We start from the raw sequence: 24,044 nt of genomic DNA, 5'->3' as shown, positions 1-24,044 counted from the left end.
TAACGTTGCGTTAACCATCGCGTGCGTAGCGTAACACCTGGTATTGAACGCAGGTGTTGTCATGAAGATCCTGATTGTCGAAGACGATCTCGTTCTTTGCGATGTTTTTTCAACTTTCCTGCGGGATGCGGGCCATGACGTGCTTGAGGCCCATGACATCAACAGCGCGATTGACCGGCTGCGCGGCCGCGGGTTTGACCTCGTCATCCTTGACTACTACCTGCCCGACGGCGTTTCCCTGCCGGTGGCAGAATATTCCTGTGTCGTCTGCCCGGACGCGCGCATCATCCTTCTGACAGGTTCGGGTGTGTTCCCAAATGGCGAGGCCGCCATTCTCGCCCCCTGCATCGACTGGACGCTGCGCAAGCCGGTGCCGCTGGAAGACCTGCGCGCCCTTGTGGAATATGCCGCCCTCAACCAGCATAGAGCAGCGAAATGACCCGCAACCGCTGGAGCGATATGCTGGGGGCCATAACCCTTTGCGCCATCGTCGCCGGGGCGACCTGGTTCATGCTGGACAAGGAACGCGCCAACCGCCTTGCGGAGAAGGCGCAGATAGAGACGGATTTCCAGCTGCGCGTCTTGCACCGGGACATACTGTTAAGGGTAAACTCCTTGCGCCACATCGCCTCACTATGGCGTATCGGCGATTTTGACGCCGACCTCTTCGTAAGTGAGGCGCAGGACTACATGGCGCAGTTCCCCGGGGTGCACGCGGTGCGCTTTGCAGATGCCGACCTGCGGCTGCGCTTCGCGGCCCATCGCGGCGAGGACGCCATTATTCCCTTCGGCACGCGGATTGAAGAGCTGGGAGACCGTCGGCGCACCGCCTCGCGGGATGCCATGCGGACGGGCAAGGTTACGATCACCGGCGCCGTCGACCTGCGGGATGGGTCAGGCAGGGGATTCATCGCCTTCATCCCCGTCTTTCGGAACGAGGAATTCCTTGGCCTTGTGACACTGGCCTTCAATGCGGATGCATGGAAGCAGGACCTCCTGCTGATCAACGACCACCATGATTACGACAGGAACTTTGCCAGCCGGATCGAAATCTCGGGTGCCACCTTGCAACAGGACCCGGAATTCAACGCCACCACGACCCCGACGATCAACACCGAACCCATCGACCTTTTCGGCCATGACTTGCGGGTGCAAAGCCGTCCGACACCTAATTTCACACTCGCCAATCGCGATATCTCGCCCGAAGTGTCGGCGCTTCTTTTGGGTGGGTTGCTGTTCGTCGGATACATGCAACTGATGCTCCTGCTCCGCAGCAGCCGCGCCGAGGCACGTGCGGAGGAAAGCAACGCAAAGCTGCGCGAGGCCAACACGGCGCTTGCCCTAGAGGTGGACGACCGTCGCCGGGCCGAGGCGGCTGCGCGCAAATCCCAAAATGCGACCTCCCGCTTTCTGACCACCATGAGCCACGAGATCCGCACGCCGCTGAATGCGATCATGGGGATGTTCCAGCTGATCGAAGCGGCAGATATTCCCGAACGTCACCGCAAACAGGCCGCCGCGGGCTATGCGTCTTCGCAACGGCTGTTTCGCGGGCTGACCAATGTGCTGGAAGTGTCACGGCTTGATGCGGGTGCCCTGACCATCGTGGAGGACACCGCCCTATCGGCGCCTTTGATCAATGGATGGCAGGCGACGCTGGAAGGCATGGTGATCCGCTCCGGCAAACCGCTCCAGATGCAGCTGGATTTGGGGGATGACTTGCCGGAGACGATCCGGGTCGATGCCGGGCGGGTCACGCAGATCGTCACCAACCTGCTGGACAACGCCGTCAGGTTCACCGCCGAAGGTGGCATCACCCTCTCGGTCAGGCGCGCAGGCAGGGGGCGAGACGATCTGAAAATCCAGGTCATCGACACGGGAAAAGGCATTCCCGAAGACCGTAAGCACACGATATTCAAGCGCTTCTATCAACTTGACAACGGTCTGGCCCGGCAGCATCAAGGGTCCGGCTTGGGACTGTCTATCTGCCGCGAGATTGCGCGGTTGATGGGCGCGACTCTGACACATGCGAACCGGGTGCCGCTTGACGTCGGGTCCGGATCGACTTTCACGTTAAGGTTGCATAACGTCGCCAAGGATCGCCACACGTCGACACAGAGCGAACTGGCCCTCGGAGAGGTAATGTGAAGAAGATTATTGTTGTCGATGACGATGCCACGACGCGTTTCATGATGTCCGAATTGCTTGATGCAATGGGTTACGAATGCGAGACAGTGTCCAGCGGGATGGCCTGCATTGCGTTGCTGCGAATGCGCCCGAACGAATTCAGCATGGTCCTGATGGACGTTCACATGCCCGGCGTGACCGGGCTCGACACCGTGTCCTATATCCGCACGCTGGAAGAGGACCCCCCCAGGTCCATCCCGATCGTTGCCATTACCGCCGATAGCAGCTTTCACGCGCGCCGGACGGTGCAGACCCATGGCATGGATGACGTATTGGCCAAGCCCGTGGACATGGCTTTGCTAAGCCAGACCCTGAAGACCTATCTGGGCACAGACGCCTGACGCGGGGCCGACGCGCTAGGCTTCCTTGAAGACAAGGCTGACCCCGTTCAGGCAATGCCGTTTGCCGGTGGGCCTGGGGCCATCGTCGAAGATGTGACCGAAATGGCTGCCGCAGCGGCGGCAATGCACCTCTGTCCGCACGCTCAGCAGCGAACGGTCTGGTTTGGTCATAACCGCGTTGGGCAATGACTGGTAGAAGCTGGGCCAGCCGGTGCCGCTATCATATTTGTGCTTGGAGGAATAGACCGCGAGATCGCATCCGCGACAATGATAGGTGCCGGGCGCGTAGACCTTGTCGAGCGGCGAAGATCCGGCACGTTCGGTCCCCTCTTCGCGCATCACCTTGTATTGCAACGGGGTAAGCATCGCCTTCCAGTCAGCTTTGCTGCGCGTGACTTCGAACCCGGACGCAAGGGCGCGCGACGATGTCATTGCAGCAGCCAGACCGCCACCCAGTACCGTCGTGATGAATGCGCGTCGCTTCATGAAGGGTCTCCTCGCTTGTCCATTGCGGAAGTACATAGTCATGCAAGGCACATTCGCGCAATCACGGGCGGCGCACTTTCACGTGACGCGCGCAGCATGTACCGACATGGGCGCCCACCTGCACCGCCGCTCTCGCATCAGGCCGGAAACAAGCATGCCCAAACCTGCGAAAGGGTAACCCACCGGGCAGGCGCAGACCGGGACGCTCGGCTAGATCTTCGCAAGCGCTGTTTCGCGAAAGTTCGCAAACCAGCCCAGTAAAACGGCGGTTCAACCGTTTCCAAGTGGCATAGGCGCCGCCTGGCGGCTCAGCGCGCTCTGACATGCTGGACGCGCAGCGACGTGCCAATCCGTGCCGCCGTGGATTGGCGCCAGTCAGCGGGTAGCAAATGCCTCGTCGCGCCAATCTGAAATCGTTTCGGCGAAGGGTCGTCTGAAAAGAAGAGGTTGCAGTTTTGTGAAGTCCGATGTGCAAGATTATCTTAGACTTCCGCCGTGGGCGAGACAAAACCAATGGGGGCCATAACATCAGCGGCGCGAACAATCTGGATCGCCAGATCATGTTCGGCAAAAACATTTTCTAAACCAACCGCGAGACATCCTTGGCTGCCCTGACAAAATCCTTGAACAGGGGGTGCGGATCGAAGGGTTTGGATTTGAGCTCGGGGTGGAATTGCACGCCGATGAACCAAGGGTGATCGGGCCATTCGATGATTTCGGGCAGCTTGCCGTCGGGGCTCATGCCCGAGAATTTCAGCCCGGCCTTTTCCAGCTTGTCCTTGTACTGGATATCGACCTCGTAGCGGTGGCGGTGGCGCTCGTCAATGGTGGTGGTGCCGTAGATCTTGGCGACGCGGCTGCCCTCGTTCAGCACGGCATCATAGGCGCCCAGACGCATCGTACCGCCCTTGTCATCAGCGACAGATCGGTTGACGCGCTCGTTGCCCTGCACCCATTCCTTGAGGTGATAGACGACGGGTTCAAACCGTTTTTTACCAGCCTCGTGGTCGAATTCTTCGGACCCTGCGGTGGCAAGCCCCGCGACATTGCGCGCGGCCTCGATCACTGCCATCTGCATGCCCAGACAGATACCCAGATAGGGCACCTTGTGTTCGCGGGCATATTGCGCGGCCTTTATCTTGCCCTCGGTGCCGCGCTCGCCAAAGCCGCCGGGCACGAGGATCGCGTGGAAGCCTTCAAGATAGGGGCCGGGATCCTCGCGGTCGAAAATCTCGGCATCGACCCATTCGACATTGACCTTGACGCGGTTGGCCATGCCACCGTGAGTCAGCGCCTCGGCGATGGATTTATAAGCGTCCTCAAGCTGGGTGTATTTACCGACGATGGCGACGTTGACCTCGCCCTCGGGGTTGTAGATCCGGTCGGCGACGTCATCCCAGCGCGTAAGATCCGGGCGTGGCGCCGGGCTGATACCGAACGCGTCGAGCACGGCCTGATCCAGCCCCTCGCGGTGATAGGCCAGCGGCGCCTCGTAGATGGATTTGAGGTCCTGCGCTGCGATCACGCTATCGGGGCGGACGTTGCAGAACAGCGCCAGTTTCTCGCGCTCCTTGACCGGGATCGGCCCTTCGGAGCGGCAAACAAGGATGTCGGGGGCGAGGCCAATGGAGCGCAGCTCCTTGACGGAGTGCTGTGTGGGCTTGGTTTTCAGCTCACCGCTCGCCTTGAGCCATGGCAACAGCGTCAGATGCATGAAGATGCACTGGCCGCGGGGTTTGTCCTGGCTGAACTGGCGGATGGCTTCGAAGAAGGGCAGCCCCTCAATGTCGCCGACGGTGCCGCCGATCTCGCAGAGCATGAAATCAACCTCATCCTCGCCGATGGAGATGAAGTCCTTTATCTCGTTCGTGACGTGGGGGATGACCTGAATGGTTTTGCCCAGATAATCGCCGCGCCGCTCTTTTTCCAGCACGTTGGTGTAGATCCGGCCCGAGGAGATGGAATCGGTCTTGCGCGCGGGCACACCGGTAAAGCGCTCGTAATGGCCAAGGTCGAGGTCGGTTTCCGCGCCATCATCGGTGACGAAAACCTCGCCATGTTCAAAGGGCGACATCGTGCCGGGATCGACGTTGAGATAGGGGTCAAGCTTGCGCAGGCGAACGGAAAATCCGCGCGCCTGAAGCAACGCGCCAAGGGCTGCAGAGGCCAGTCCTTTGCCAAGTGAGGAAACAACACCGCCGGTGATGAAGATGAAACGTGCCATGGCGGCGAACCCCGTGATTGTTAGAATTTCTGGTGCCCACGACAGCAGATTTCTGCCGCAGCATCACGGGACTTCATTATAAGAGGATTCGACCACGCTTGGCAACGCATACCGCAAGATGCTGTTGCGGCATGCTCTCCTTACTCAACCGATAGTGGTTAGTCGGCTTTCGGCGTCAGTGGCGCATCATCCCCGACCGGGGGCGGGAGAAGCGTGTCGATATCGCCGAGGCCGGGCACCGTGTTGTCATCATCCACCGCATCGGTCGATGCCGAACCGCCGCCAAGGCGATCGATGACCGAGGCGCCTGCAGATTTCTCAGCGGCGATCACCGTCAACGTGATCGAGGTGATGATGAAAGCAATTGCCAGAATCCAGGTCATCTTGCCCATGGCTGTTGCCGCCGCGCGGCCCGTCATGGCCCCACCGCCGCCGCCGCCCATGCCGAGACCGCCCCCTTCGGAGCGTTGCAGCAGCACAACCCCGATCAGCGCGAGCGCCAGGAGGAGGTGGATGATGAGAACGACGTTTTCCATGAGCGCGGTGACCTGTTCGCTTGTTCCGGGCGTATCTATGCAAATCCGCGCGCTGCCGCAACCCGCCTTGTGCATGCTTTGGCGGCAATTGCCGCAACGCCAGCGAATCCGGGGCGCTTCACAGGCATTTGGTAAACCCGCGCCCACGGGCCACGCGGGCCGGATGTTCTAAAGATTGGACGGGTTTTATGCTCTGACCGGCGCATCGCGTCTGGGGCAGGCTTATTCGTCGACGTCATCCACATCTGCCTGACCCGACAGCTTGCGGCGCACGAGACTCCAGCTCAGGCCAATTCCCAGCACGAAGGACAGCGCAAGCAAGCCGATCCAGACCGTGAAGTCGCGGTTGGAAAGATCCAGCACACCGTAATCATAGAGTACCCAGATCAGTGCGGCCACGATCGAAAGGACCAGCGCCATGCCGAATCCGCCAATGGAACGCAGCGTGGCCCGCAGGTAAATGATGTAGCCCACCAGCAGGATCAGGCCCAGCAGCACCACCAGCGGAAGCTGCACGTCGTACTCTGCCTGTGCCCAGCGGACATAGTTCCACTGCGTCGGATTGAAGGTCGCGGCCAGCAACCCGAAGGCAAAGACCCAACGTATGACAAAGCCCATCAACTGCCCTTTCCATCCTTGTCGCGCCGATCCGTCGCGCCTGCCTGCGCAAATTCGCGGTTCCCCTCGGCTTCGGCAATGGCTATATCGACGCGGGTTTGCAATCTCAATCGGAAGGGTCGAGCATGGCCAATGTAGTCGTCGTCGGTGCGCAATGGGGGGACGAAGGCAAGGGCAAGATCGTTGACTGGCTGTCAGAGCGGGCCGACGTGATCGCGCGCTTTCAGGGCGGCCACAATGCGGGCCACACGCTTGTCATCGACGGAACTGTCTACAAGCTTCACGCGCTGCCCTCTGGCGTGGTGCGCGGCGGCAAGCTGAGCGTCATCGGCAACGGCGTGGTGCTGGACCCCTGGCATCTGATCGGCGAGATCGCCACCGTTCGCGAACAGGGCGTCGAGATCACGCCCGAAACGCTGATGATCGCCGAGAACACACCGCTGATTCTTCCCATTCATGGCGAGCTGGACCGGGCGCGCGAAGAGGCCGCCAGCAAGGGCACCAAGATCGGCACGACGGGCCGTGGCATCGGCCCGGCCTACGAGGACAAGGTTGGTCGCCGTTCCGTCCGCGTCGCGGATCTGGCAGACGCGGCCACGCTGGAGGCCCGCGTGGACCGTGCGCTTCAGCACCATGATCCCCTGCGCAAGGGGCTGGGAATCGAGCCGGTCGACCGCGATGCCCTGATCACCCAGCTGCGCGAAATCGCGCCGCAGATCCTTCCCTACGCGGCCCCGGTCTGGAAAGTGCTGAACGACAAGCGCAAGGCGGGCAAACGCGTGCTGTTCGAAGGCGCACAGGGCGCGCTTCTGGATATCGACTTTGGCACCTACCCGTTCGTGACCTCTTCCAATGTGATCGCCGGACAGGCCGCGACCGGTGTCGGCATCGGGCCCGGCGCGATCGATTACGTGCTGGGAATCGTCAAAGCCTACACCACCCGCGTCGGCGAAGGCCCCTTCCCGACCGAACTGGACGACGCCGATGGCCAGCGTCTGGGCGAGCGCGGCCACGAGTTTGGCACAACGACGGGCCGCAAACGCCGTTGCGGCTGGTTCGATGCCGCATTGGTGCGCCAGACCTGTGCCACTTCCGGGGTCAAAGGCATCGCGCTGACCAAGCTGGACGTGCTGGACGGGTTCGACACGCTGAAGATCTGCACCGGGTATGATCTGGACGGCGAGGTACTGGACTATCTGCCCACCGCCGCCGACCAGCAGAACCGCTGCAAGCCGATCTATGAAGAGGTGCCGGGCTGGTCGGAATCGACCGAAGGTGCGCGTCGCTGGGCAGACCTGCCTGCGAATGCGATCAAGTATGTCCGCCGGGTCGAAGAGCTTATCGATTGCCCTGTGGCGATGCTTTCGACCTCGCCGGAACGCGAGGATTCGATCCTCGTCACAGACCCGTTCGCCGACTGATGGCCCTGTCGTACAAGGCGCGCCGGCGCTGGTCTTTGGTGATCCTGCTGATCGGCCTGCCGCTTTACATCATGGTGGCCGTGACGCTGGTGAACATGCTCGACCGGCCGTCTGTTCTGGTCGAGCTTGCGATCTATGTGGGCTTGGGCTTTCTCTGGGCACTGCCGTTCCGATTTGTCTTTCGCGGGGTCGGACAGGCCGACCCGGAAGCGCGCGAGGATGACGACAATCGCTGAAATGGCCGCTATCCGGGCCATGCGCAATGCCCCGCATTGCCCTGCCCGCCAGGCCTGGCGGGACAACACGACACTTGACCCAACCGGTCCGGGCGGCAAGAAAGCCCGGACCGTCGTGACGAGGAGAGACCATGGCCCGAGCACCCGTTCCAGCCCCCGGAGAGCCTGAGCGCGCGAAATCGCGTCGGCTGGGTGTGCTGTCCCGGCTTTGGCCGTTCCTGTCGCCATACAAGCTGTTGCTGGTGGCGGCCGTTCTGGCGCTGATACTGACATCAGCCGTGTCGCTTGCCCTGCCGATGGCCGTGCGCCGCGTGGTGGACAATTTCAACACCCAGGACGGCGCACTGCTGGACCTGTATTTCGCGGCGGCGCTCGGGATTGCGGCGCTACTGGCCGTTGGCACCGCGCTGCGCTACGCGCTTGTTACGCGACTTGGCGAACGGGTCGTCGCGGATATTCGCAAGGCCGTGTTCGACCGTGTCATCGGCATGAGCCCCGCCTTCTACGAGAAGGTCATGACCGGAGAGGTTCTGAGCCGGATCACCACCGATACGACCCTGATCCTGTCGGTCATCGGCTCGTCCATCTCGATCGCGCTGCGCAACATGCTGATTTTCTCGGGCGGGCTGGTGCTGATGCTGTTCACCTCGGCCAAGCTGACCGGTCTCGTGCTGCTGATCGTGCCGCTTGTCGTCGTGCCGATTCTGACGCTGGGCCGCAGGATGCGCGTTCTCAGCCGCGAAAATCAGGACTGGATCGCAGCCTCTTCCGGCAATGCATCAGAGGCGCTGCTGTCTGTGCAGACCGTGCAGGCCTTCACCCATGAAGACATCAACCGCGCCGCCTTTGCCGAGGTCACGGAAAAAAGCTTTGACGCGGCGCGAAAGCGGATCTTCACCCGCGCCCAGATGACAATGATCGTCATCTTTCTGGTGTTCAGCGGCGTGGTCGGTGTGCTTTGGATCGGGGCGTGGGATGTGCGCGCGGGCGAGATGAGCGCCGGTGCGCTTGTGCAATTCGTGATCTACTCGGTCATGGTCGCAGGCTCTGTTGCGGCCCTCTCCGAAATCTTCGGGGAATTGCAGCGCGCGGCGGGCGCAACCGAACGTCTGGTTGAATTGCTGGAAACGGTCGATACGGTCAATGATCCCGCAACGCCGGTGACAATGCCCACCAAGGTGCGCGGCGAGATTTGTTTCGACAATGTGCATTTCAACTACCCTGCCCGCCCCGAGACACCTGCGCTTGAGGGCGTGGACCTGACGATCAATCCCGGCGAGACGGTGGCCCTTGTTGGCCCTTCGGGCGCAGGGAAGACGACCGTCATTCAACTGATCCAGCGGTTCTATGATCCCGACATCGGGAAGGTGACACTGGACGGCGTCGACCTTGCCAGCGCAAAGCGGGCCGATTTCAGACAGTCCATAGCACTCGTGCCGCAGGACCCGGTGATCTTTGCCGCCTCAGCGCGCGAAAATATCCGCTTTGGCCGTCCCGATGCGACCGATGCCGAGATAGAGGCCGCGGCCCGCACCGCAGCGGCGGATGATTTCATCCGTGCCCTGCCCGACGGGTATGACACTTACCTGGGCGAACGCGGCGTGATGCTGTCAGGCGGCCAGAAGCAGCGTATCGCCATTGCCAGGGCAATCCTGCGCGACGCGCCTGTCTTGCTGCTGGACGAAGCGACCAGCGCACTGGATGCCGAGAGCGAGCGTCTGGTGCAGGCCGCGGTGGACAAGCTGGCACGCGGGCGCACGACCGTCATCGTCGCCCACAGGCTCGCCACGGTGAAAAAGGCTGACCGGATCGTCGTGATGGATCATGGCCGCATCGTGGCCTCGGGACCGCATGATGCGCTGGTGGCCGAGGGCGGTCTTTACGCCCGTCTCGCGCGGCTTCAGTTCACCGATGGTGTGGCCGCTGAATAAAGGTTCGGGAGAATTCTGGCGCAAGATTTCCCGGTCGAGCGCGTTTTCCGCTTGCCCGCCCTGAGGACAGATCGCAAGCAAACACCCAAAGCGGCGCGCGGCATTTTCCGATGGTATGGCAACTGCCTTTTGAACGTCGCGTCAGAACGCCGGCTTCCGCAACGTCGCTGGTAAAGTCGCGGGCTTGCGCGAGGTCACGCTTCTCTTGCAATGTGGGGCTGGGACGGAAATGGGAGGAGCGGTCATGAGTTTTGCATCCATGGCGGATCGCGATGCGATCGAAGGTGAATGTGCATGGGGGGAACGCGACCTTCCCAAGACGATTTTCGGTCTGCTGGACAAGACCGCCACAGCGTTTCCGGACCGACCGGCCGTCAGCTACCAGCTGACCTCCGGGCCCAAGGACAAGGCTGAAACCCTCAGCTGGTCGGAATTGCGCGCGCAGGTCTGTCAGGCGGCCAATCTCTTCCGCTCTTTGAAGATCGGTGAAAATGACGTGGTGGCCTATGTGCTACCCAATTGTAATGAAACCATTGTTACCCTGCTTGGGGCGATGGTTGCGGGTATTGCCAACCCGATCAATCCGCTGCTCGAACCCGAGCAGATCGGTGCCATCCTGCGGGAAACCGACGCCAAGGTGGTTGTGACCCTGCGCGCGTTCCCAAAAACGGATCTTGCGCAGAAGATGGCAGAGGCCGTCCGCCACGCGCCGCATGTCCACACCGTGCTGGAGATTGACCTCAACCGCTACCTGACGCCGCCAAAGTCGTGGATCGTGCCAATGATCCGCCCGAAAAATTCCGGCAATCACCATGCGGATGTAAAGTCTTTCCACAAGGAAATGGCCAAGCAGAACCGCAGTCTGGATTTCGCGGACAGCACCAGTGACCGCGTCGGCGCCTATTTCCATACGGGCGGCACGACGGGCATGCCGAAAGTCGCGCAGCACCAGTATTCCGGCATGATCTACAATGGCTGGCTGGGGCATCGGTTGCTGTTCTCTGAACAGGACAACATCATGTGTCCCTTGCCCCTGTTCCACGTCTTTGCATGCCACGTCATCCTGATGGCGGCGCTGGCCTCTGGCGCGCATGTGGTGTTCCCCACCCCGCAGGGCTATCGCGGCGAGGGCGTGTTCGACAATTTCTGGAAACTGATCGAGCGCTGGCAGATCAGCTTCATCATCACCGTGCCCACAGCGCTTTCCGCCCTGATGCAACGCCCGGTCGATGCCGACATCTCGTCGGTCAAGAGCGCGTTTTCCGGCTCTGCCCCGCTTCCGCTGGAACTCTTCCGGCGGTTCGAGGAAGCCTCTGGCGTGACCATCGTGGAAGGCTACGGGCTGACAGAGGCGACCTGCCTTGTGTCCTGCAACCCGCCGGATGGCGAAAAGAAGGTCGGCTCTGTCGGCATTCCCTTCCCGCATACGGAGGTGCGTATTCTCAAGGCCGGGCCGGACGGGTTGACGAAATGCGGCGTCGACGAGGTTGGCGAAATCTGCGTCGCCAATCCGGGCGTTTTCGCGGGCAGCACCTATACGGAAGAGGTCAAGAACAAGGACCTTTTTTACCACGAGCGTTTCTTGCGCACGGGCGATCTGGGGCGGATCGATGCGGACGGGTATCTTTGGATCACCGGGCGCGCGAAGGATCTGATCATCCGTGGCGGGCACAATATCGACCCCGCAGAGATCGAAGAAGCGCTGCTGGCGCATCCCGCCGTGGCCTTTGCCGGGGCGATCGGCCAGCCTGACGCGCGCGTCGGCGAGTTGCCTTGCGGATTTGTCGAGCTTGTCGGCGGTGCAGTGGTCACCGAAGAGGAACTGATCGCGCATTGCAACATCCATGTGCATGAACGCGCCGCACGCCCCAAGCACATGACCATCCTGCCCGAATTGCCCAAGACGGCCGTTGGCAAGGTGTTCAAACCGGATCTGCGCAAGATGGCCATCACAAGGGTCTATAACGCCGCCTTGAAAGAGGCGGGGCTGGAGGCGCGCGTAGTCGCGGTCATCGATGACAAGAAGCGCGGGCTGGTTGCGGAACTCGTCGCGAACGGATCCGATGATGCGTCTGTGGGCGAGGTTCTGGGCAACTTCACGCGCCCCTGGGAATGGGCGAAATCCTGACGCCCGACCTGCCCAACCCAGTTCTGTCGAGCCTCGGGCACGCCCCGTGGGCTCGACAGTAAGATCAGGGCGACGGTCTGCCGCCCCTCTTCCGCCTATGCAGGCTACGCTTTGCGCTGAAACGCGATCATCACCAGGGCCAGCAGCGAGGAGCCGAGCATCAGCAGCAGCGACACGGCATTGAGCAAAGGGGTCGAGCCCTCTTTCAGCCGGTCGAACATCGCGATTGTCAGCGGCGCGTCGGACCCCACCAACATCAACGTCGTGTTGAAATTCTCAAAGCTCATCAGAAACGCCACGACAAAGGCGCCGATCAATGCGGGCGTGAGATAGGGCAAGGTCACGGTGCGCACCGCAACCAGCCGCCCTGCGCCAAGGTTCATCGCCGCCTCTTCAAGGCTGCGGTCAAACTTTTGCAGGCGCGCTGCGATCACGAGTGTTGCAATGGTCGCAATGAACGAAAACTGCCCGAGGATGACCAATGTCAGACCGGGCCGCAGCGCCTCGACATCCCATTCCGCGATGTCCCACAGCCCGTTGGCCACGCGGCTGGAAAAGACGAGGATTGAAATCCCCAAGACGATCCCCGGCACCACCAGTGGCAGCAGCATGAAGATGTAAAGGATGCCCTGCCCGCGAAACCGGTAACGGTTGAACAGGAAGGCATTGGACAGACCGACCGCCACGGCCAGTAGCGATACTCCAACGGCCACGAATGCCGATGTCCCGATGGCGCGCAGGATGCCGCGTTCATGAAAGACCCCGATCATCGGGCGCTCGGAACCAAAGAACCAGCCCCAGGTAAATCCCTCCCACGGCAGGGACGGGAACTGGCTGTCGTTGAACGCAAAGACCGCGACCACCACCAAGGGCAATGCGAGGAAGGTGAAGAAGACCGCGATATAGGCCACATATGCGGCGCGCAATGCGGTTGGTTGCGGGATCGAAGGAATCATCGCCTCACCCCATTGTCCGTTCAAGCGTCTGCCCGGTCAGCCGCAGCATCCCCCAGACAATCAGCGATGAAAGTAGCAGCAGCATGAAGCCGAAGGCTGCCCCCAGCTCCCAGTTGAAGCGCACGATGAACTGCGAATAGATCAGCTCCGTGAACCACAGGCTGTCCTTGCCGCCCAGCATCGTGGGGGTCAGGTAATTGCCAAGGCTCAGCATGAAGACCACGATGCTGCCGGACACAATGCCGGGGGCGGCATGGGGGATCACGATCTCTCGCATCACGCTGGTATTCGTGCCGCCCAGATCATAGCCCGCCTCGATCACCTCGTCCGGCAGGCTTTCCAGCGTCGTGACCAGCGGGACCACCATGAACAGCATCGACGTATAGACCAGCCCCACCATGATGGCGGCATCGTTATACAACATCTCGACCGGGCCGCTGACCAGCCCCGCCCATTGCAAGAGGTTCGAAAGGATGCCGGTCTCGCGCAGCAGGATCATCCAGCCGAAGGTGCGTACCAGTTCGGACACCCAGAACGGCACGAGGCAAAGCAGAAACAGCGCAGAGCGCGTACGCCCGCGCGCGATCTTGGCGATGAAATAGCTGACCGGGAAGGCGATCAGCAGGGTGATGATCGTGGCCAGGATGGACATCACCGCCGTGCGCAGGAATGTCCACAGGTAGAGCGGTTCCTGAAAGAAGGTCAGGTAATTGGCGAAGGATATCTGGTATTCGCCCACCCCCACGCGTTCGCGCAAGGATACAAGGAACATGTCGATATGCGGGATCACGATCAGCAGGCTCAGCCACAACAGCATGGGCATAAGAAGAAGGGCCAGGCCAATGCGCGCACCGTTCTTCATGCGGCAGGTCCTTCGGCAAAGCAGTTGCCCTGATCCCCGGCCCAGCCGATCTGAACGGAGTCGCCTTCGGAGAGGTCGGCAAATTCGCCTGATTGCGGCAGGTTCACCTCGATCTCTTCGGCCCCCGCCGCCACGACGATGCGGCTGGCTGCGCCGTTGAACAGAAGGTTCGTGACCTTGCCTGCCATGTGATTGTCAAAATGCGCCAGATCAGCACCGGCACGGCTGATGCGAATGGCCTCGGGGCGCACGAAGACCTGCGCACGGTCCCCGACAGCCAAAGGACGGCCATGGGCGGCGGCGCGCATCGACAAGCCACTATCGGTCTGCACCTGCATGACGTTGCCCTCGGCCCGTTCGATCCGCCCGGCCCAGCGGTTGCTGTCACCCACGAAGCCCGCGACAAAGGCGCTTGCAGGGCGGTAATACAGATCCCGCCCGCTGCCCATCTGTTCGAACCGGCCCTCGTTCATCACGGCGATTGTGTCGGACATCACCAGCGCTTCGGACTGATCATGCGTGATATAGACAAATGTGGTGTCAAACGCGGCCTGAAGCGTCTTCAGTTCAACCTTCATGCGTTCGCGCAGCTTCAGATCCAGCGCACCCAGAGGTTCATCCAGCAACAGCACATCTGGCTCCAGAACCATGCAGCGTGCGATGGCGACGCGCTGTTTCTGTCCGCCTGACAGCTCGTCGACCTTGCGGTTGCCAATGCCCGGCAGGCCGATCCGCTCCAGCGCCTCGTCGACCTTCACGGCGATCTGGGCCTTGCCCATGCCCTGACGGCGCAGGCCGTAGCCGATATTTTCAGCAATGTTCATCATCGGGAACAGCGCCAGATGCTGGAACACCATGTTGACCGGCCGCTTGTTGGGCGGCACATCCAGGACCGATTTGCCCCGGATCAGGATATCGCCAGAGCTTGGCTCCAGAAATCCCGCGATCATCCGCATGATCGTCGTCTTGCCACAGCCCGACGGGCCGAGGATCGAAAAGAACGACCCGCTCGGCACCTCAAAGGACACGTCATCAACAGCGGTCGTGCCCCCGAAACGCTTGGTCAGATTGCGGCATTCAAGATCGAAAGTCATACGGGATCCGTTCGAAGTGACGGCACCCGAGCCTCTGCCCGGGTGCCGCTGGTTTCAGATCAGTTGGCGGCTTTGACGCGGTCCAGAACGCCGCCTTCGATCACTTCAAGACCGGCAGGAACCGGCGGATACCATTTGATGTTGTCAATGGCTTCCGGCGGGAAGCTGGCCTGATAGCGGGCTTTCAACGCGTCCGAGGCGAACTCGTCCGCGCCTTGGGACGCGGTGAAGTTGCCAGCAGCGGCCGTGATCATCGCGGCAATCTCGGGCTGCATGACGAAGTTGATCCATTCATAGGCCACGTCATCGGCCTTGCCCTTGGCGGGCAGCGCAAAGGTATCAACCCAGCCCAGTGCGCCGGAGGCAGGCGCCACAAAGGTCACATCGGGGTTGTCTTCGTTCAGCTTCCAGCCGCCCGTGTCCCATGCCATGGACGCCACAACCTCGCCGGACCGCACCAGCCCCATCAACTCGTCGCCGCCGCCCCAATAGGTCTTCACATTGGGTTTGCACGCGATCAGGGCCTCTTCGACCTTGCCCATGATCTCTTCGTATTTCGCAGGATCGCCATATGCGGCGAACGGATCCTCGCCCATCGCGAAGGCAAACCCGATCAGCGTGGGGCGTTTCAGACGGTAGGACACCTTGCCCGCAACGTCTTCGCTGCACAGGTCCGTGTAATCCTTGACCGAGCCCGCCTCTGCCGTGTTCACCACCAGCCCGGAGGTGCCCCAGACATGCGGGACACCGTAAACCTCGCCATCGACGGTGGTGTTGGCCTTGGTGGCGTCCAGCATGGACGGGATGAACAGATCCGCGTTGATCTTGGACAGGTCCATCGGTTTGTAGATCCCGAATTCCGCCTGCGGGCCTGCAATCCGGTCCTGGCTGGGCTGGGCCAGATCGAACCCGCCGCCACCTGTCGCACGCAGCTTGGCGATCATTTCCTCGTTATTGGATTTTGTCACCTCGACCGTGTGGCCGGTCTGTTCCTCGAACTTGGCAACCACATCTTCTGGCGCGTAGCCACCCCAGGTCAGCAGGCGCAGCGTATCGGCCTGCGCGCCTGCGCCAAACGTTACGGCAAGCGCCGTCGTCGCCATAAGAAGTTGAGTTTTCATTTTCTTTTCTCCCGGTTGTTTATTCGGTGCAAGAGGCCAGAGGGCCTTGCCTGCGTCCCTAGGTGTGACAGGTCACAAAGTCATGACACTTCAGATCACGGCCTCAAAAAGGGCGCGCATATTGGTTTGCGTCAGGGCGACAGGATTACCGCCGCAGGACGGATCGGCAAGAGCCATCGGCACCAGATCGTCGATCCGGTCGCGCGTGGCCCCCATCTCTGACAGTTTGCGCGGAATGGCAAAACTGTCGTTGAAGTCCTGCACGAAGTTGCGGAACCCGTCAAAGCCGCCCTTTACCCCGATATAGCTGGCCGCGCGGTCAAAGCGGTCGGCAATCATCGGCGCGTTCAGCTCCAGCACGGCGGGCATGCAGACGGCGTTTGTCGTACCGTGATGGGTATTGAACACGGCACCAATCGGATGGCTCAGCGCGTGGATCGCCCCCAGACCCTTCTGGAAGGCCGTGGCCCCCATGGCCGCCGCACTCATCATCTGCGCGCGCGCCTCGATATCCGAACCATCCGCATAGGCGCGCGGCAGGTATTCCACGACCAGCCGCATGCCTTCCAGCGCAATCCCTTGGCTCATCGGGTGATAGAACGGGCTGCTGAACGCCTCGACACAATGGGCAAAGGCATCAAGGCCCGTGCCGGCCGTGATGAATTTGGGCATGCCAACGGTCAGTTCTGGATCGCAGATCACCACCGTCGGCAATACCTTGGGGTGAAAGATGATCTTTTTCACATGGCTCTCGGAATTGGTGATGACACTGGCGCGCCCCACCTCACTGCCCGTGCCGGCCGTTGTCGGCACTGCGATGATCGGGGCGATCTTGTCGGCATCGGCACGGGTCCACCAATCGCCGATATCCTCGAAATCCCAGACGGGCCGTGCCTGCCCCGCCATGAAGGCCACCATCTTGCCCAGATCCAGGCCGGAGCCGCCACCAAAGGCAATCACCCCGTCATGGCCGCCTGCCAGATAGGCCTGCACACCGGCGTCGAGGTTCTTTTCATTCGGGTTTGGATCGACATCCGAGAACACAGCCCGGCCAAGCCCGGCCGCATCCAGAATATCCAGTGCTTGCGCCGTAATCGGCAGATCCGCCAGCCCCTTGTCGGTCACCAGCAAGGGGCGGGACATGCCCGCCTGCGCGCAGGCCTCGGGCAATTCGGCGATCCGGCCTGCGCCGAACTTGATGGCTGTGGGGTAGGACCAGTTTCCGGTCAGGCTCATGTCGTCACCTTCTTGAGATGGTAGGATTTCGGGCGGGTCAGGTTGTGATAGCCGATCACGGACAGCCCCCCTCCTCGTCCGGTATTCTTGCAGCCTGTCCAGCACAGGCCGGGGTCAAGGTAGTCGGCCCGGTTCATGAACACCGTGCCGGTTTCGATCTGATCGCCAACACGCTGCGCACGTTCGATATCTTGCGTCCAAAGGCTCGCGGTCAGGCCAAAGTCACTGTCATTCATCAACGCGATCGCTTCGGCATCGTCCTTGACGGGCATGATGCCAACGACGGGGCCAAAGCTTTCGTCGCGCATCACCCGCATGTCATGGGTGACGCCGGTCAGGATCTGCGGCGTGAGGTAAGCGCCCCCGTCATCCTCGGCAAATGTGTCGATATGCGCGGTGGCCCCTGCCGCGACAGCCTCTGCGATCTGCGCGCGAACCTCATTGGCAAAACGCACATGCGCCATCGGGCCAAGCGTTGTCGCTTCATCCAGAGGGTTGCCCAGCTTGTAGCCCCGCACGATTTTCAACGCCTTTTCAAGGAAGGCATCAAACAGGCTTTCATGGACGTAGATCCGCTCGATCCCGCAGCAGCACTGGCCAGAGTTGAACATCGCGCCGTCGATCAGTGTATCGACCGCCGCATCCAGATCGGCGTCCTCCATGACATAGCCGGGATCCTTGCCGCCCAGCTCTGTCGCGACGCCCGTGAAGGTGCCCGCGGCTGCACGCTCCATCTGCTGCCCGCCACCGACCGATCCGGTGAAGTTGATGAAGTCAAAGGACTTGGCCGCGATCAGTTGGAAAGTCGTGTCGTGATCCAAAAAGGCGTTGTCGAACACATCGGCAGGCACGCCCGCCTGCTGGAACGCCTGCGCCATGCGCTCGCCCACCAGCAGCGTCTGTGTGGCGTGCTTCAACAGCACGACATTGCCTGCAATCAGCGCAGGCGCGACCGTGTTGATCGCCGTCATGTAGGGATAATTCCAGGGCGCCACGACCAGCACCGCCCCATGTGGCAACCGCTTGATATAGCGTTTGAACGTTTCGTCCTCGCCCACCTCGATATCCGCCAAGGATGTTTGGGCAATTGCCGCCATGTGGCTGGCGCGTTCGTTGAACCCGCTGAATTCGCCGCCATAGCGCACCGGGCGGCCCATCATGCGCGCCAGTTCCGGGACGACCAGATCGTTCATTTCGCCTATCGCGGCCACCCCGGCCATCACGAGATCTATGCGTTCCTGCAACGGCCGCGCCGCCCATTCGGCTTGCGCCGCGCGCATCGCCGCGACCTTCTCTCGCGCTTGCGTAAATTCCAGCACGTCCCGCTCCGCATAGACGGAACCGTCGATCGGAGAGATGCACTTCAATGTCTGACCCACGTCAAACCTCCCTGTCCGGCAAGGCACATGCCCCACCCTTCTTTGTGGTCAATATACTGCGCGGAATGTAAGGGGCTGGCCCCCTACCCCCGCCGTCTCAAGCCCGCTCGAACCCGCGGGCGATTTCCCAATCCGTCACCACGCGCGCAAATTCCTCGATCTCGACCTCGGCCGCCCGGCAATAGTGATCAACGACCGCATCCCCAAAAGCTGCCCGCATCAACGCAGACGCCCCTAGTGCTGCGCGTGCTGCCCCAAGGCTTTCTGGAATCAGGCCCGTCTCCCCTTGATACACATCGCCTTTTGCGGGCGGCTGCAAGCTCAGCCCTTCCTCTATCCCGGCAATGCCAGCCGCCAGCATGCCCGCCATCGCCAGATAGGGGTTCAGGTCCGACCCGCCGATCCGGCATTCGATCCGAATGGCCTTTGTGCCATCGCCACACAGGCGGAACCCGGCAGTGCGATTGTCCACCGACCAGATGATCCGCGTCGGCGCGAATGTCCCCTTCATGAACCGCTTGTAGCTGTTGATGTAGGGCGCCAGAAAATAGGTGTAATCCGGCGCATATTTCAACAGGCCCGCGACATAGCTTTTCATCAGATCGCTCATACCCAGTGCATCATCCGGGTCATGGAAGGCGGGTTTTCCGTCCTTCCAGAGCGACTGATGCACATGGCTGGAACTGCCGACCCGGTCCTGATGCCACTTGGGCAGAAAGCTCGCGGCATGTCCCTGCTGCCAGGCGATCTCCTTGACCGCGTGTTTGGCAATGGTGTGGTAATCGGCGGTGTTGAGTGCGGCGTCATAGCGGATGTTCAGCTCTTCCTGACCGGCCTCGGCCTCACCCTTGCTGTTCTCGACGGGAATGCCTGCATCCCACAGGTGGTTGCGAACGGGCCGCATCACATGCTCTTCCTTGGTGGTCTGGAAGATATGGTAATCCTCGTTATAGCCGCTGATCGGTGTCAGATCGCGAAAGCCCCCTTTGGCGATCTCCTCAAAGCTTTTCTCGAACAGGAAGAATTCCAGTTCCGTCGCCATCATCGCGTCAAAGCCCATCGCCTCCAGCCGCGCGATCTGGCTTTTGAGCATCTCGCGGGGCGAGTGTGGGACCGGTTTATAGCTGTGATGATCCAGCACATCGCACAGCACCATCACAGTGCCTTCAAGCCACGGCACCGGACGCAGGGTCGCAAGATCGGGCTTCATGACATAGTCGCCATACCCGCTTTCCCAGCTGGTAGAGGCATACCCTTCGGGCGTTGCCATCTCCAGATCGGTCGCCAGCAGGTAGTTGCAGCAATGTGTTTCTTCCCAGGCGCTGGCGATGAAATGGCCTGCATGAAACCGCTTGCCCATCAGACGGCCCTGCATGTCAACGATGCAGACCAGAACCGTATCGACCCGGCCTTCCGCAACCTGCGCTTTCAGGTCCTCAAATGACAATTTGCCAGCCATGTGGGCAGTCTCCAATCCGTGTAATCCAGAAGCGGGGCGCGCCGCTAGGCACGCCCCGAAAGCGTCACCCGAAGGTATAGGGAGGGCCAGCCTTGCTGATCACCTCGTTATAGTCGCGGAAGATCTGCACGATCTTGGCATGGATCTCGCCTTCCTCGGCGATCTCGTCCCAGAATTTGACGGCAGCATCCTCGACCACCTTCCATTCCTCTTGCGGGATGGAGCGCAGTTGCAGCTTGTCACCCTGCGCGCGCAGCCGCGCCTCGCCGCCCCAGTACCACTGGTTGCGATAGGTGTGGCCCGCTTCGATCCCGGCCATGACGATGGCCTTGAGATGTTCGGGCAGATCCGCCCATTGGCCCTGGTTCACAAAGAACGACCCGATCCACGCCCCCGAGATGTTGTTGGTCAGGAAGTAGTCCGTCACATTGGCCCAGCCGACGGTGTAATCCTCGGTGATGCCGGACCACGCCATGCCATCAAGCTCGCCCGTCTGCACCGCGACTTCGGCGTCCTCGTAAGGGATGGACACCGGCACCACGCCGAATTGTGACAGGAACCGCCCCGCGGTGGGGAAGGTATAGAGCTTTAGCCCATCCAGATCCGCGAGCGAGGTGATCTCTTTCTTGGTGTTGAAGTTGCACGGGTCCTGCCCGGCCGCCGACAGCCACGCAACGCCGACCTTTTCGTATTCGGACCGCCAGATATCGGCCAGCCCGTATTGGTCAAACAACACAGGCACATCCAGCGAATGTTTCGTGGCCAGCGGGAAGTATCCGCCGAACACTTGCAACGGCGTGGGCGAGGCCATGGAATCGTCATCCGAATGCACGCCGTCGATCGTGCCGCGCTGAAGCGCCTGAAACAGCTCGCCCGTGGGGACGATCTGATCGGCGTAGAACAGCTCGATCTCCATCTCGCCATTCGCGGCCTTGTTGATGTAATCGATCACCGGTTTGGTCACGAACTCGCCCAATGCAGCCCCCGCATAGGTCTGGAACCGCCACTTGATCGGGGCCTGCGCCTTGACGACGGCTGGGGCCGCCAGTGATGCGGCACCGCCAAGCGCCGCCGTGGTCAAAAACTTACGTCTGGAAGTCATCGAACTCTCCTTGTTGGATTGAAATTGATTGCTCCGTTGGCGGAGTTCTTGGGGTTAATTTCCATAGACATATCCGGGCAGCCACAGCGCGATCTGCGGGAAAATCATCACGACCGACAGAGCAAAGACCATCACCAGCACGAAGGGCAGGATTGATCCGTAAATGTCTTTCAGCGTGATTTCCGGCGGGGCCATTGCGCGCATCAGAAACAGGTTATAGCCGAAGGGCGGCGTCATATAAGCGATCTGGCAGGTGATGGTGTACAGCACCCCGTACCAGACCAGATCAAAGCCTAGCGCCTTGACCAGCGGCACGTAAAGCGGTGCGACGATGACCAGCATGGCCGTGTCATCCAGAAACGTCCCCATCAGGATGAAGCTCAGCTGCATCAGGATCAGGATCAGCCAGGGATCAAGGCCAAGCCGCTCGGTGAAAAGCTGGTCAATGGCCTTGACCGCGCCCAGCCCGTCGAACACCGCGCCAAAGGCCATGGCCGCAAGGATGATCCACATGAACATGCAGGAAATTCCAAGCGTCTGGCGGACAGAGGTTTCGAACACCTCGCGCGTCATGCGGCCCTTCAGGACGGCGGCGGCAAAGGCTGTCATCGCGCCGATGGCAGAGCTTTCAACAAGCGAGGTCCAACCGTTGACAAATGGCACCATCATCGCGGCGAAAATGCCCAAAGGCAGCAAGCCCGCGCGCAGCAGTTTCAGCTTTTCACCCAAAGGCATATTGCGTTCCTCGGGCGGCAGCGCAGGGCCCAGAGACGGGTTCCACCAGCAGCGGATCACGATATAGATGATGAACATCGCCGCCATCATCAGGCCGGGGATCACACCGGCCAGCCACAATTGCCCCACCGGTTGCCGCGCGATCATCGCGTAAAGCACCAGCACGACCGAAGGCGGCACAAGAATGCCAAGCGACGATCCGGCCTGCACCACCCCCGTCACCATCCGCTTGTCGTAATTGCGTTTCAAAAGCTCCGGCAGCGCAATTGTCGCCCCGATTGCCAAGCCCGCAACCGACAGGCCGTTCATGGCAGAAATCAGCACCATCAAGCCGATCGTCCCGATGGCCAGCCCGCCGCGCAAGCCGCCCATCCAGACGTGGAACATCTTGTACAGGTCATCGGCAATCTTCGATTCCGACAGCACGTATCCCATGAAGATGAACATCGGCAGGGTCAGCAGCGGATACCATTTCATCAGCTTCATCGCGCTGGAAAAGGCGATGTCATAGCCGCCCCGGTCGCCCCAAAGCACCAAAGCCGCGATCACGGCGACAAAGCCGATGGCCCCAAACACCCGCTGGCCCGTCAGCAACATCGCCATCATCGTGGCGAACATGAAGATCGCGATCATCTCATACGACATCGGCGACCTCCTCTCCGCGCAGGCGCAGGATGTCCTTGCACAGCTCGGACAGCGCTTGCAGCAGCATCAGCACGATGCCCACGCACATGACGATCTTGATCGGCCAGAGATAAGGCCGCCACGCCGTCGGGCTGCGCTCGCCGCCGTATTTGAAGCTATAGGCCGTGCTGTCGATCCCTCCCCAAAGCAGGATCACCAGATAGAAGATCAGAAAGCAGACGGTGATGGAATCCACTGCGGCCTTGCGGCGCGTCGACCATTCGCCATACAGCAGGTCCATCCGAACGTTTGATCCCATCTGGATCGAATACGGCCCGCCCAGCATGTAATATCCCACCATCATGAATTGCGCCATTTCCAGCGTCCAAAGCGACGGGCTGAAAAAGGTCTTGGAGACGGACGACCAGAGCAGCACGCCCATCAGCACGAAAATGCCATACATGATGACCCGCCCGATAGCACGGTTCATGCCATCAACCAGCGTAATGTACCGCCTGAACCACGTCATGCAGCGGCCCCCTGTCCGGCACGCGCCATTGCCGCGGTGAGGGTCTGCGCAAGATGGTCGGCGACGCGCTCTGCCTTGGCTGCAGTGTCGATCAGATCATTGCGCACCTCGACCATGACCGAGCCCAACCCGCGCGCATCCCCATGCTTTTGCAGACTGTAGGTCACGCCGTCACTCGCCGAATAGGGTTCGTTCACGGCAGCCGTCATCAGGCCGCGCTCTGCCTCTACGGATGTGGCGGCCTCCGCAATTTCCCCACGGCTGTGATAAAGAAACCCGAGGTCAAGCTCACGCGTCTTGCCGTGATAGATCGGGGTAAAGCTGTGCAGGGTGATCACCACCACCGGCCCTTCGGACCTGGCGCACTGCCTGTCGATCACAGCGGCAACCGCGTCGTGAAATGGCGTATGGATGTGATCAAAGCGCGCTTGTCTGTCGTCGCGTCCCAGCCCCTGATTGCCCGGAACCGGGTAGATTTCGCTCTGCTCAGGGATGCAGTCCGGGGCTTCAAGGGGGCGGTTGCAATCATAGACCAGCCGCGAGATTTGCCCGGCGATCAGCGGCGCGCCTATCCGCGCGCTCAGACGCTTGGACATGTCCAGCGCGCCGATGTCCCAGGCGATATGCGATTGGCGCGCCTCATCGCTGAGCCCCAAGCCATCCAATGCGGGCGGAATGAATGCCGAGGCATGTTCGCAGATCAGGACGACAGGCGCAGTCCCGCCCTCGCCCAGTACTGCAAACGGAGGCCAGGCCAGCGCATCCATTTCTTGTCCCCCTGAAATCGTTGTGTAAAGATCACTACAGAGTCGCGCACGATGTCAATATCGTTTCTTTTT

Annotated in this window: 22 protein-coding genes; 7 read left to right on the top strand and 15 right to left on the bottom strand. The window is 61.0% G+C overall.

All coding sequences use genetic code 11. The features are described 5' to 3' along the window. The first annotated feature begins 61 nt into the window (after positions 1–61). Genes EDD52_RS13055 through EDD52_RS13045 form a run of 3 tightly spaced genes read left to right on the top strand, consistent with a single transcriptional unit; the run spans position 62 to position 2,528 of the window. Positions 62–439, top strand: a complete 378-nt coding sequence (locus tag EDD52_RS13055; RefSeq protein WP_132245646.1) for a response regulator — start codon at positions 62–64, stop codon at positions 437–439. After that, on the top strand, positions 436–2,148 hold the full coding sequence (locus EDD52_RS13050; RefSeq protein ID WP_132245644.1) for a sensor histidine kinase: 1,713 nt from the start codon (positions 436–438) through the stop codon (positions 2,146–2,148). Before EDD52_RS13055 ends, EDD52_RS13050 begins: the two co-directional genes overlap by 4 nt. Next, positions 2,145–2,528, top strand: coding sequence for a response regulator (locus EDD52_RS13045; protein ID WP_132245642.1), 384 nt, complete (start codon positions 2,145–2,147; stop codon positions 2,526–2,528). Before EDD52_RS13050 ends, EDD52_RS13045 begins: the two co-directional genes overlap by 4 nt. A gap of 15 nt (positions 2,529–2,543) precedes the next feature. Here the strand turns inward: EDD52_RS13045 and msrB are convergent, their stop codons facing one another. From msrB to EDD52_RS13025, 4 genes are all read right to left on the bottom strand, one after another. Beyond that, a complete protein-coding gene (msrB, locus tag EDD52_RS13040) occupies positions 2,544–3,014 on the bottom strand; it encodes a peptide-methionine (R)-S-oxide reductase MsrB (protein ID WP_132245640.1) in 471 nt (156 codons plus the stop codon). A 580-nt stretch (positions 3,015–3,594) separates the two neighbouring features. After that, positions 3,595–5,238, bottom strand: coding sequence for a CTP synthase (locus tag EDD52_RS13035; protein ID WP_132245638.1), 1,644 nt, complete (start codon positions 5,236–5,238; stop codon positions 3,595–3,597). Between the two features lie 158 nt (positions 5,239–5,396). Beyond that, a complete protein-coding gene (gene secG, locus EDD52_RS13030; protein ID WP_132245636.1) occupies positions 5,397–5,774 on the bottom strand; it encodes a preprotein translocase subunit SecG in 378 nt (125 codons plus the stop codon). 222 nt (positions 5,775–5,996) lie between these two features. Then, complete coding sequence (locus tag EDD52_RS13025) at positions 5,997–6,392, bottom strand: DUF6524 family protein (protein ID WP_132245634.1); 396 nt, start codon at positions 6,390–6,392, stop codon at positions 5,997–5,999. A gap of 125 nt (positions 6,393–6,517) precedes the next feature. Between EDD52_RS13025 and EDD52_RS13020 the strand changes: the two genes are divergently transcribed. The 4 genes from EDD52_RS13020 to EDD52_RS13005 all read left to right on the top strand — a co-directional run bounded on the left by EDD52_RS13020 (position 6,518) and on the right by EDD52_RS13005 (position 12,108). Further along, positions 6,518–7,813, top strand: coding sequence for an adenylosuccinate synthase (locus tag EDD52_RS13020; RefSeq protein ID WP_132245632.1), 1,296 nt, complete (start codon positions 6,518–6,520; stop codon positions 7,811–7,813). Further along, on the top strand, positions 7,813–8,049 hold the full coding sequence (locus tag EDD52_RS13015; RefSeq protein ID WP_132245630.1) for a DUF2842 domain-containing protein: 237 nt from the start codon (positions 7,813–7,815) through the stop codon (positions 8,047–8,049). The genes EDD52_RS13020 and EDD52_RS13015 overlap by 1 nt, the downstream gene beginning before the upstream one ends. A gap of 131 nt (positions 8,050–8,180) precedes the next feature. Continuing rightward, on the top strand, positions 8,181–9,980 hold the full coding sequence (locus EDD52_RS13010) for an ABC transporter transmembrane domain-containing protein (RefSeq protein WP_132245628.1): 1,800 nt from the start codon (positions 8,181–8,183) through the stop codon (positions 9,978–9,980). A gap of 244 nt (positions 9,981–10,224) precedes the next feature. Further along, positions 10,225–12,108, top strand: coding sequence for an acyl-CoA synthetase (locus EDD52_RS13005; RefSeq protein WP_132245626.1), 1,884 nt, complete (start codon positions 10,225–10,227; stop codon positions 12,106–12,108). Between the two features lie 104 nt (positions 12,109–12,212). Here EDD52_RS13005 and EDD52_RS13000 read toward each other — a convergent pair whose 3' ends face one another. The 11 genes from EDD52_RS13000 to EDD52_RS12950 all read right to left on the bottom strand — a co-directional run bounded on the left by EDD52_RS13000 (position 12,213) and on the right by EDD52_RS12950 (position 23,972). Continuing rightward, positions 12,213–13,064, bottom strand: a complete 852-nt coding sequence (locus tag EDD52_RS13000) for an ABC transporter permease (RefSeq protein ID WP_132245624.1) — start codon at positions 13,062–13,064, stop codon at positions 12,213–12,215. Positions 13,065–13,068: 4 nt separating this feature from the next. Then, positions 13,069–13,926 carry an ABC transporter permease gene (locus tag EDD52_RS12995; RefSeq protein WP_132245622.1) on the bottom strand — a complete coding sequence of 286 codons (858 nt, stop codon included), beginning with the start codon at positions 13,924–13,926 and terminating at the stop codon, positions 13,069–13,071. Next, a complete protein-coding gene (locus EDD52_RS12990) occupies positions 13,923–15,020 on the bottom strand; it encodes an ABC transporter ATP-binding protein (RefSeq protein WP_132245620.1) in 1,098 nt (365 codons plus the stop codon). The genes EDD52_RS12995 and EDD52_RS12990 overlap by 4 nt, the downstream gene beginning before the upstream one ends. A 59-nt stretch (positions 15,021–15,079) precedes the next feature. Continuing rightward, positions 15,080–16,141, bottom strand: coding sequence for an extracellular solute-binding protein (locus tag EDD52_RS12985; protein ID WP_132245618.1), 1,062 nt, complete (start codon positions 16,139–16,141; stop codon positions 15,080–15,082). A gap of 90 nt (positions 16,142–16,231) precedes the next feature. Then, positions 16,232–17,377: an iron-containing alcohol dehydrogenase gene (locus EDD52_RS12980; protein ID WP_132245616.1), complete on the bottom strand. Its 1,146-nt coding sequence runs from the start codon at positions 17,375–17,377 to the stop codon at positions 16,232–16,234. Next, entirely contained in the window at positions 17,374–18,756 is a 1,383-nt protein-coding gene (locus EDD52_RS12975; RefSeq protein ID WP_132245614.1) for an aldehyde dehydrogenase family protein, read from the bottom strand. The genes EDD52_RS12980 and EDD52_RS12975 overlap by 4 nt, the downstream gene beginning before the upstream one ends. Before the next feature lie 97 nt (positions 18,757–18,853). Further along, positions 18,854–20,215 carry a glutamine synthetase family protein gene (locus tag EDD52_RS12970; protein ID WP_132245612.1) on the bottom strand — a complete coding sequence of 454 codons (1,362 nt, stop codon included), beginning with the start codon at positions 20,213–20,215 and terminating at the stop codon, positions 18,854–18,856. A 64-nt stretch (positions 20,216–20,279) separates the two neighbouring features. Further along, positions 20,280–21,317 carry a TRAP transporter substrate-binding protein gene (locus EDD52_RS12965; RefSeq protein WP_132245610.1) on the bottom strand — a complete coding sequence of 346 codons (1,038 nt, stop codon included), beginning with the start codon at positions 21,315–21,317 and terminating at the stop codon, positions 20,280–20,282. A 54-nt stretch (positions 21,318–21,371) separates the two neighbouring features. Beyond that, positions 21,372–22,697, bottom strand: coding sequence for a TRAP transporter large permease (locus EDD52_RS12960; protein ID WP_132245608.1), 1,326 nt, complete (start codon positions 22,695–22,697; stop codon positions 21,372–21,374). Further along, positions 22,687–23,205 carry a TRAP transporter small permease subunit gene (locus tag EDD52_RS12955; protein ID WP_132245606.1) on the bottom strand — a complete coding sequence of 173 codons (519 nt, stop codon included), beginning with the start codon at positions 23,203–23,205 and terminating at the stop codon, positions 22,687–22,689. Before EDD52_RS12955 ends, EDD52_RS12960 begins: the two co-directional genes overlap by 11 nt. Further along, a complete protein-coding gene (locus EDD52_RS12950) occupies positions 23,202–23,972 on the bottom strand; it encodes an N-formylglutamate amidohydrolase (RefSeq protein ID WP_132245605.1) in 771 nt (256 codons plus the stop codon). Before EDD52_RS12950 ends, EDD52_RS12955 begins: the two co-directional genes overlap by 4 nt. Positions 23,973–24,044: the final 72 nt, after the last annotated feature.

The organism is Primorskyibacter sedentarius, from assembly GCF_004342065.1.
Taxonomy (GTDB): Bacteria; Pseudomonadota; Alphaproteobacteria; order Rhodobacterales; family Rhodobacteraceae; genus Primorskyibacter; species Primorskyibacter sedentarius.
The sequence above is the reverse complement of the archived record's forward strand: the minus strand, read 5'-3'. Positions and strand labels throughout refer to the sequence as shown.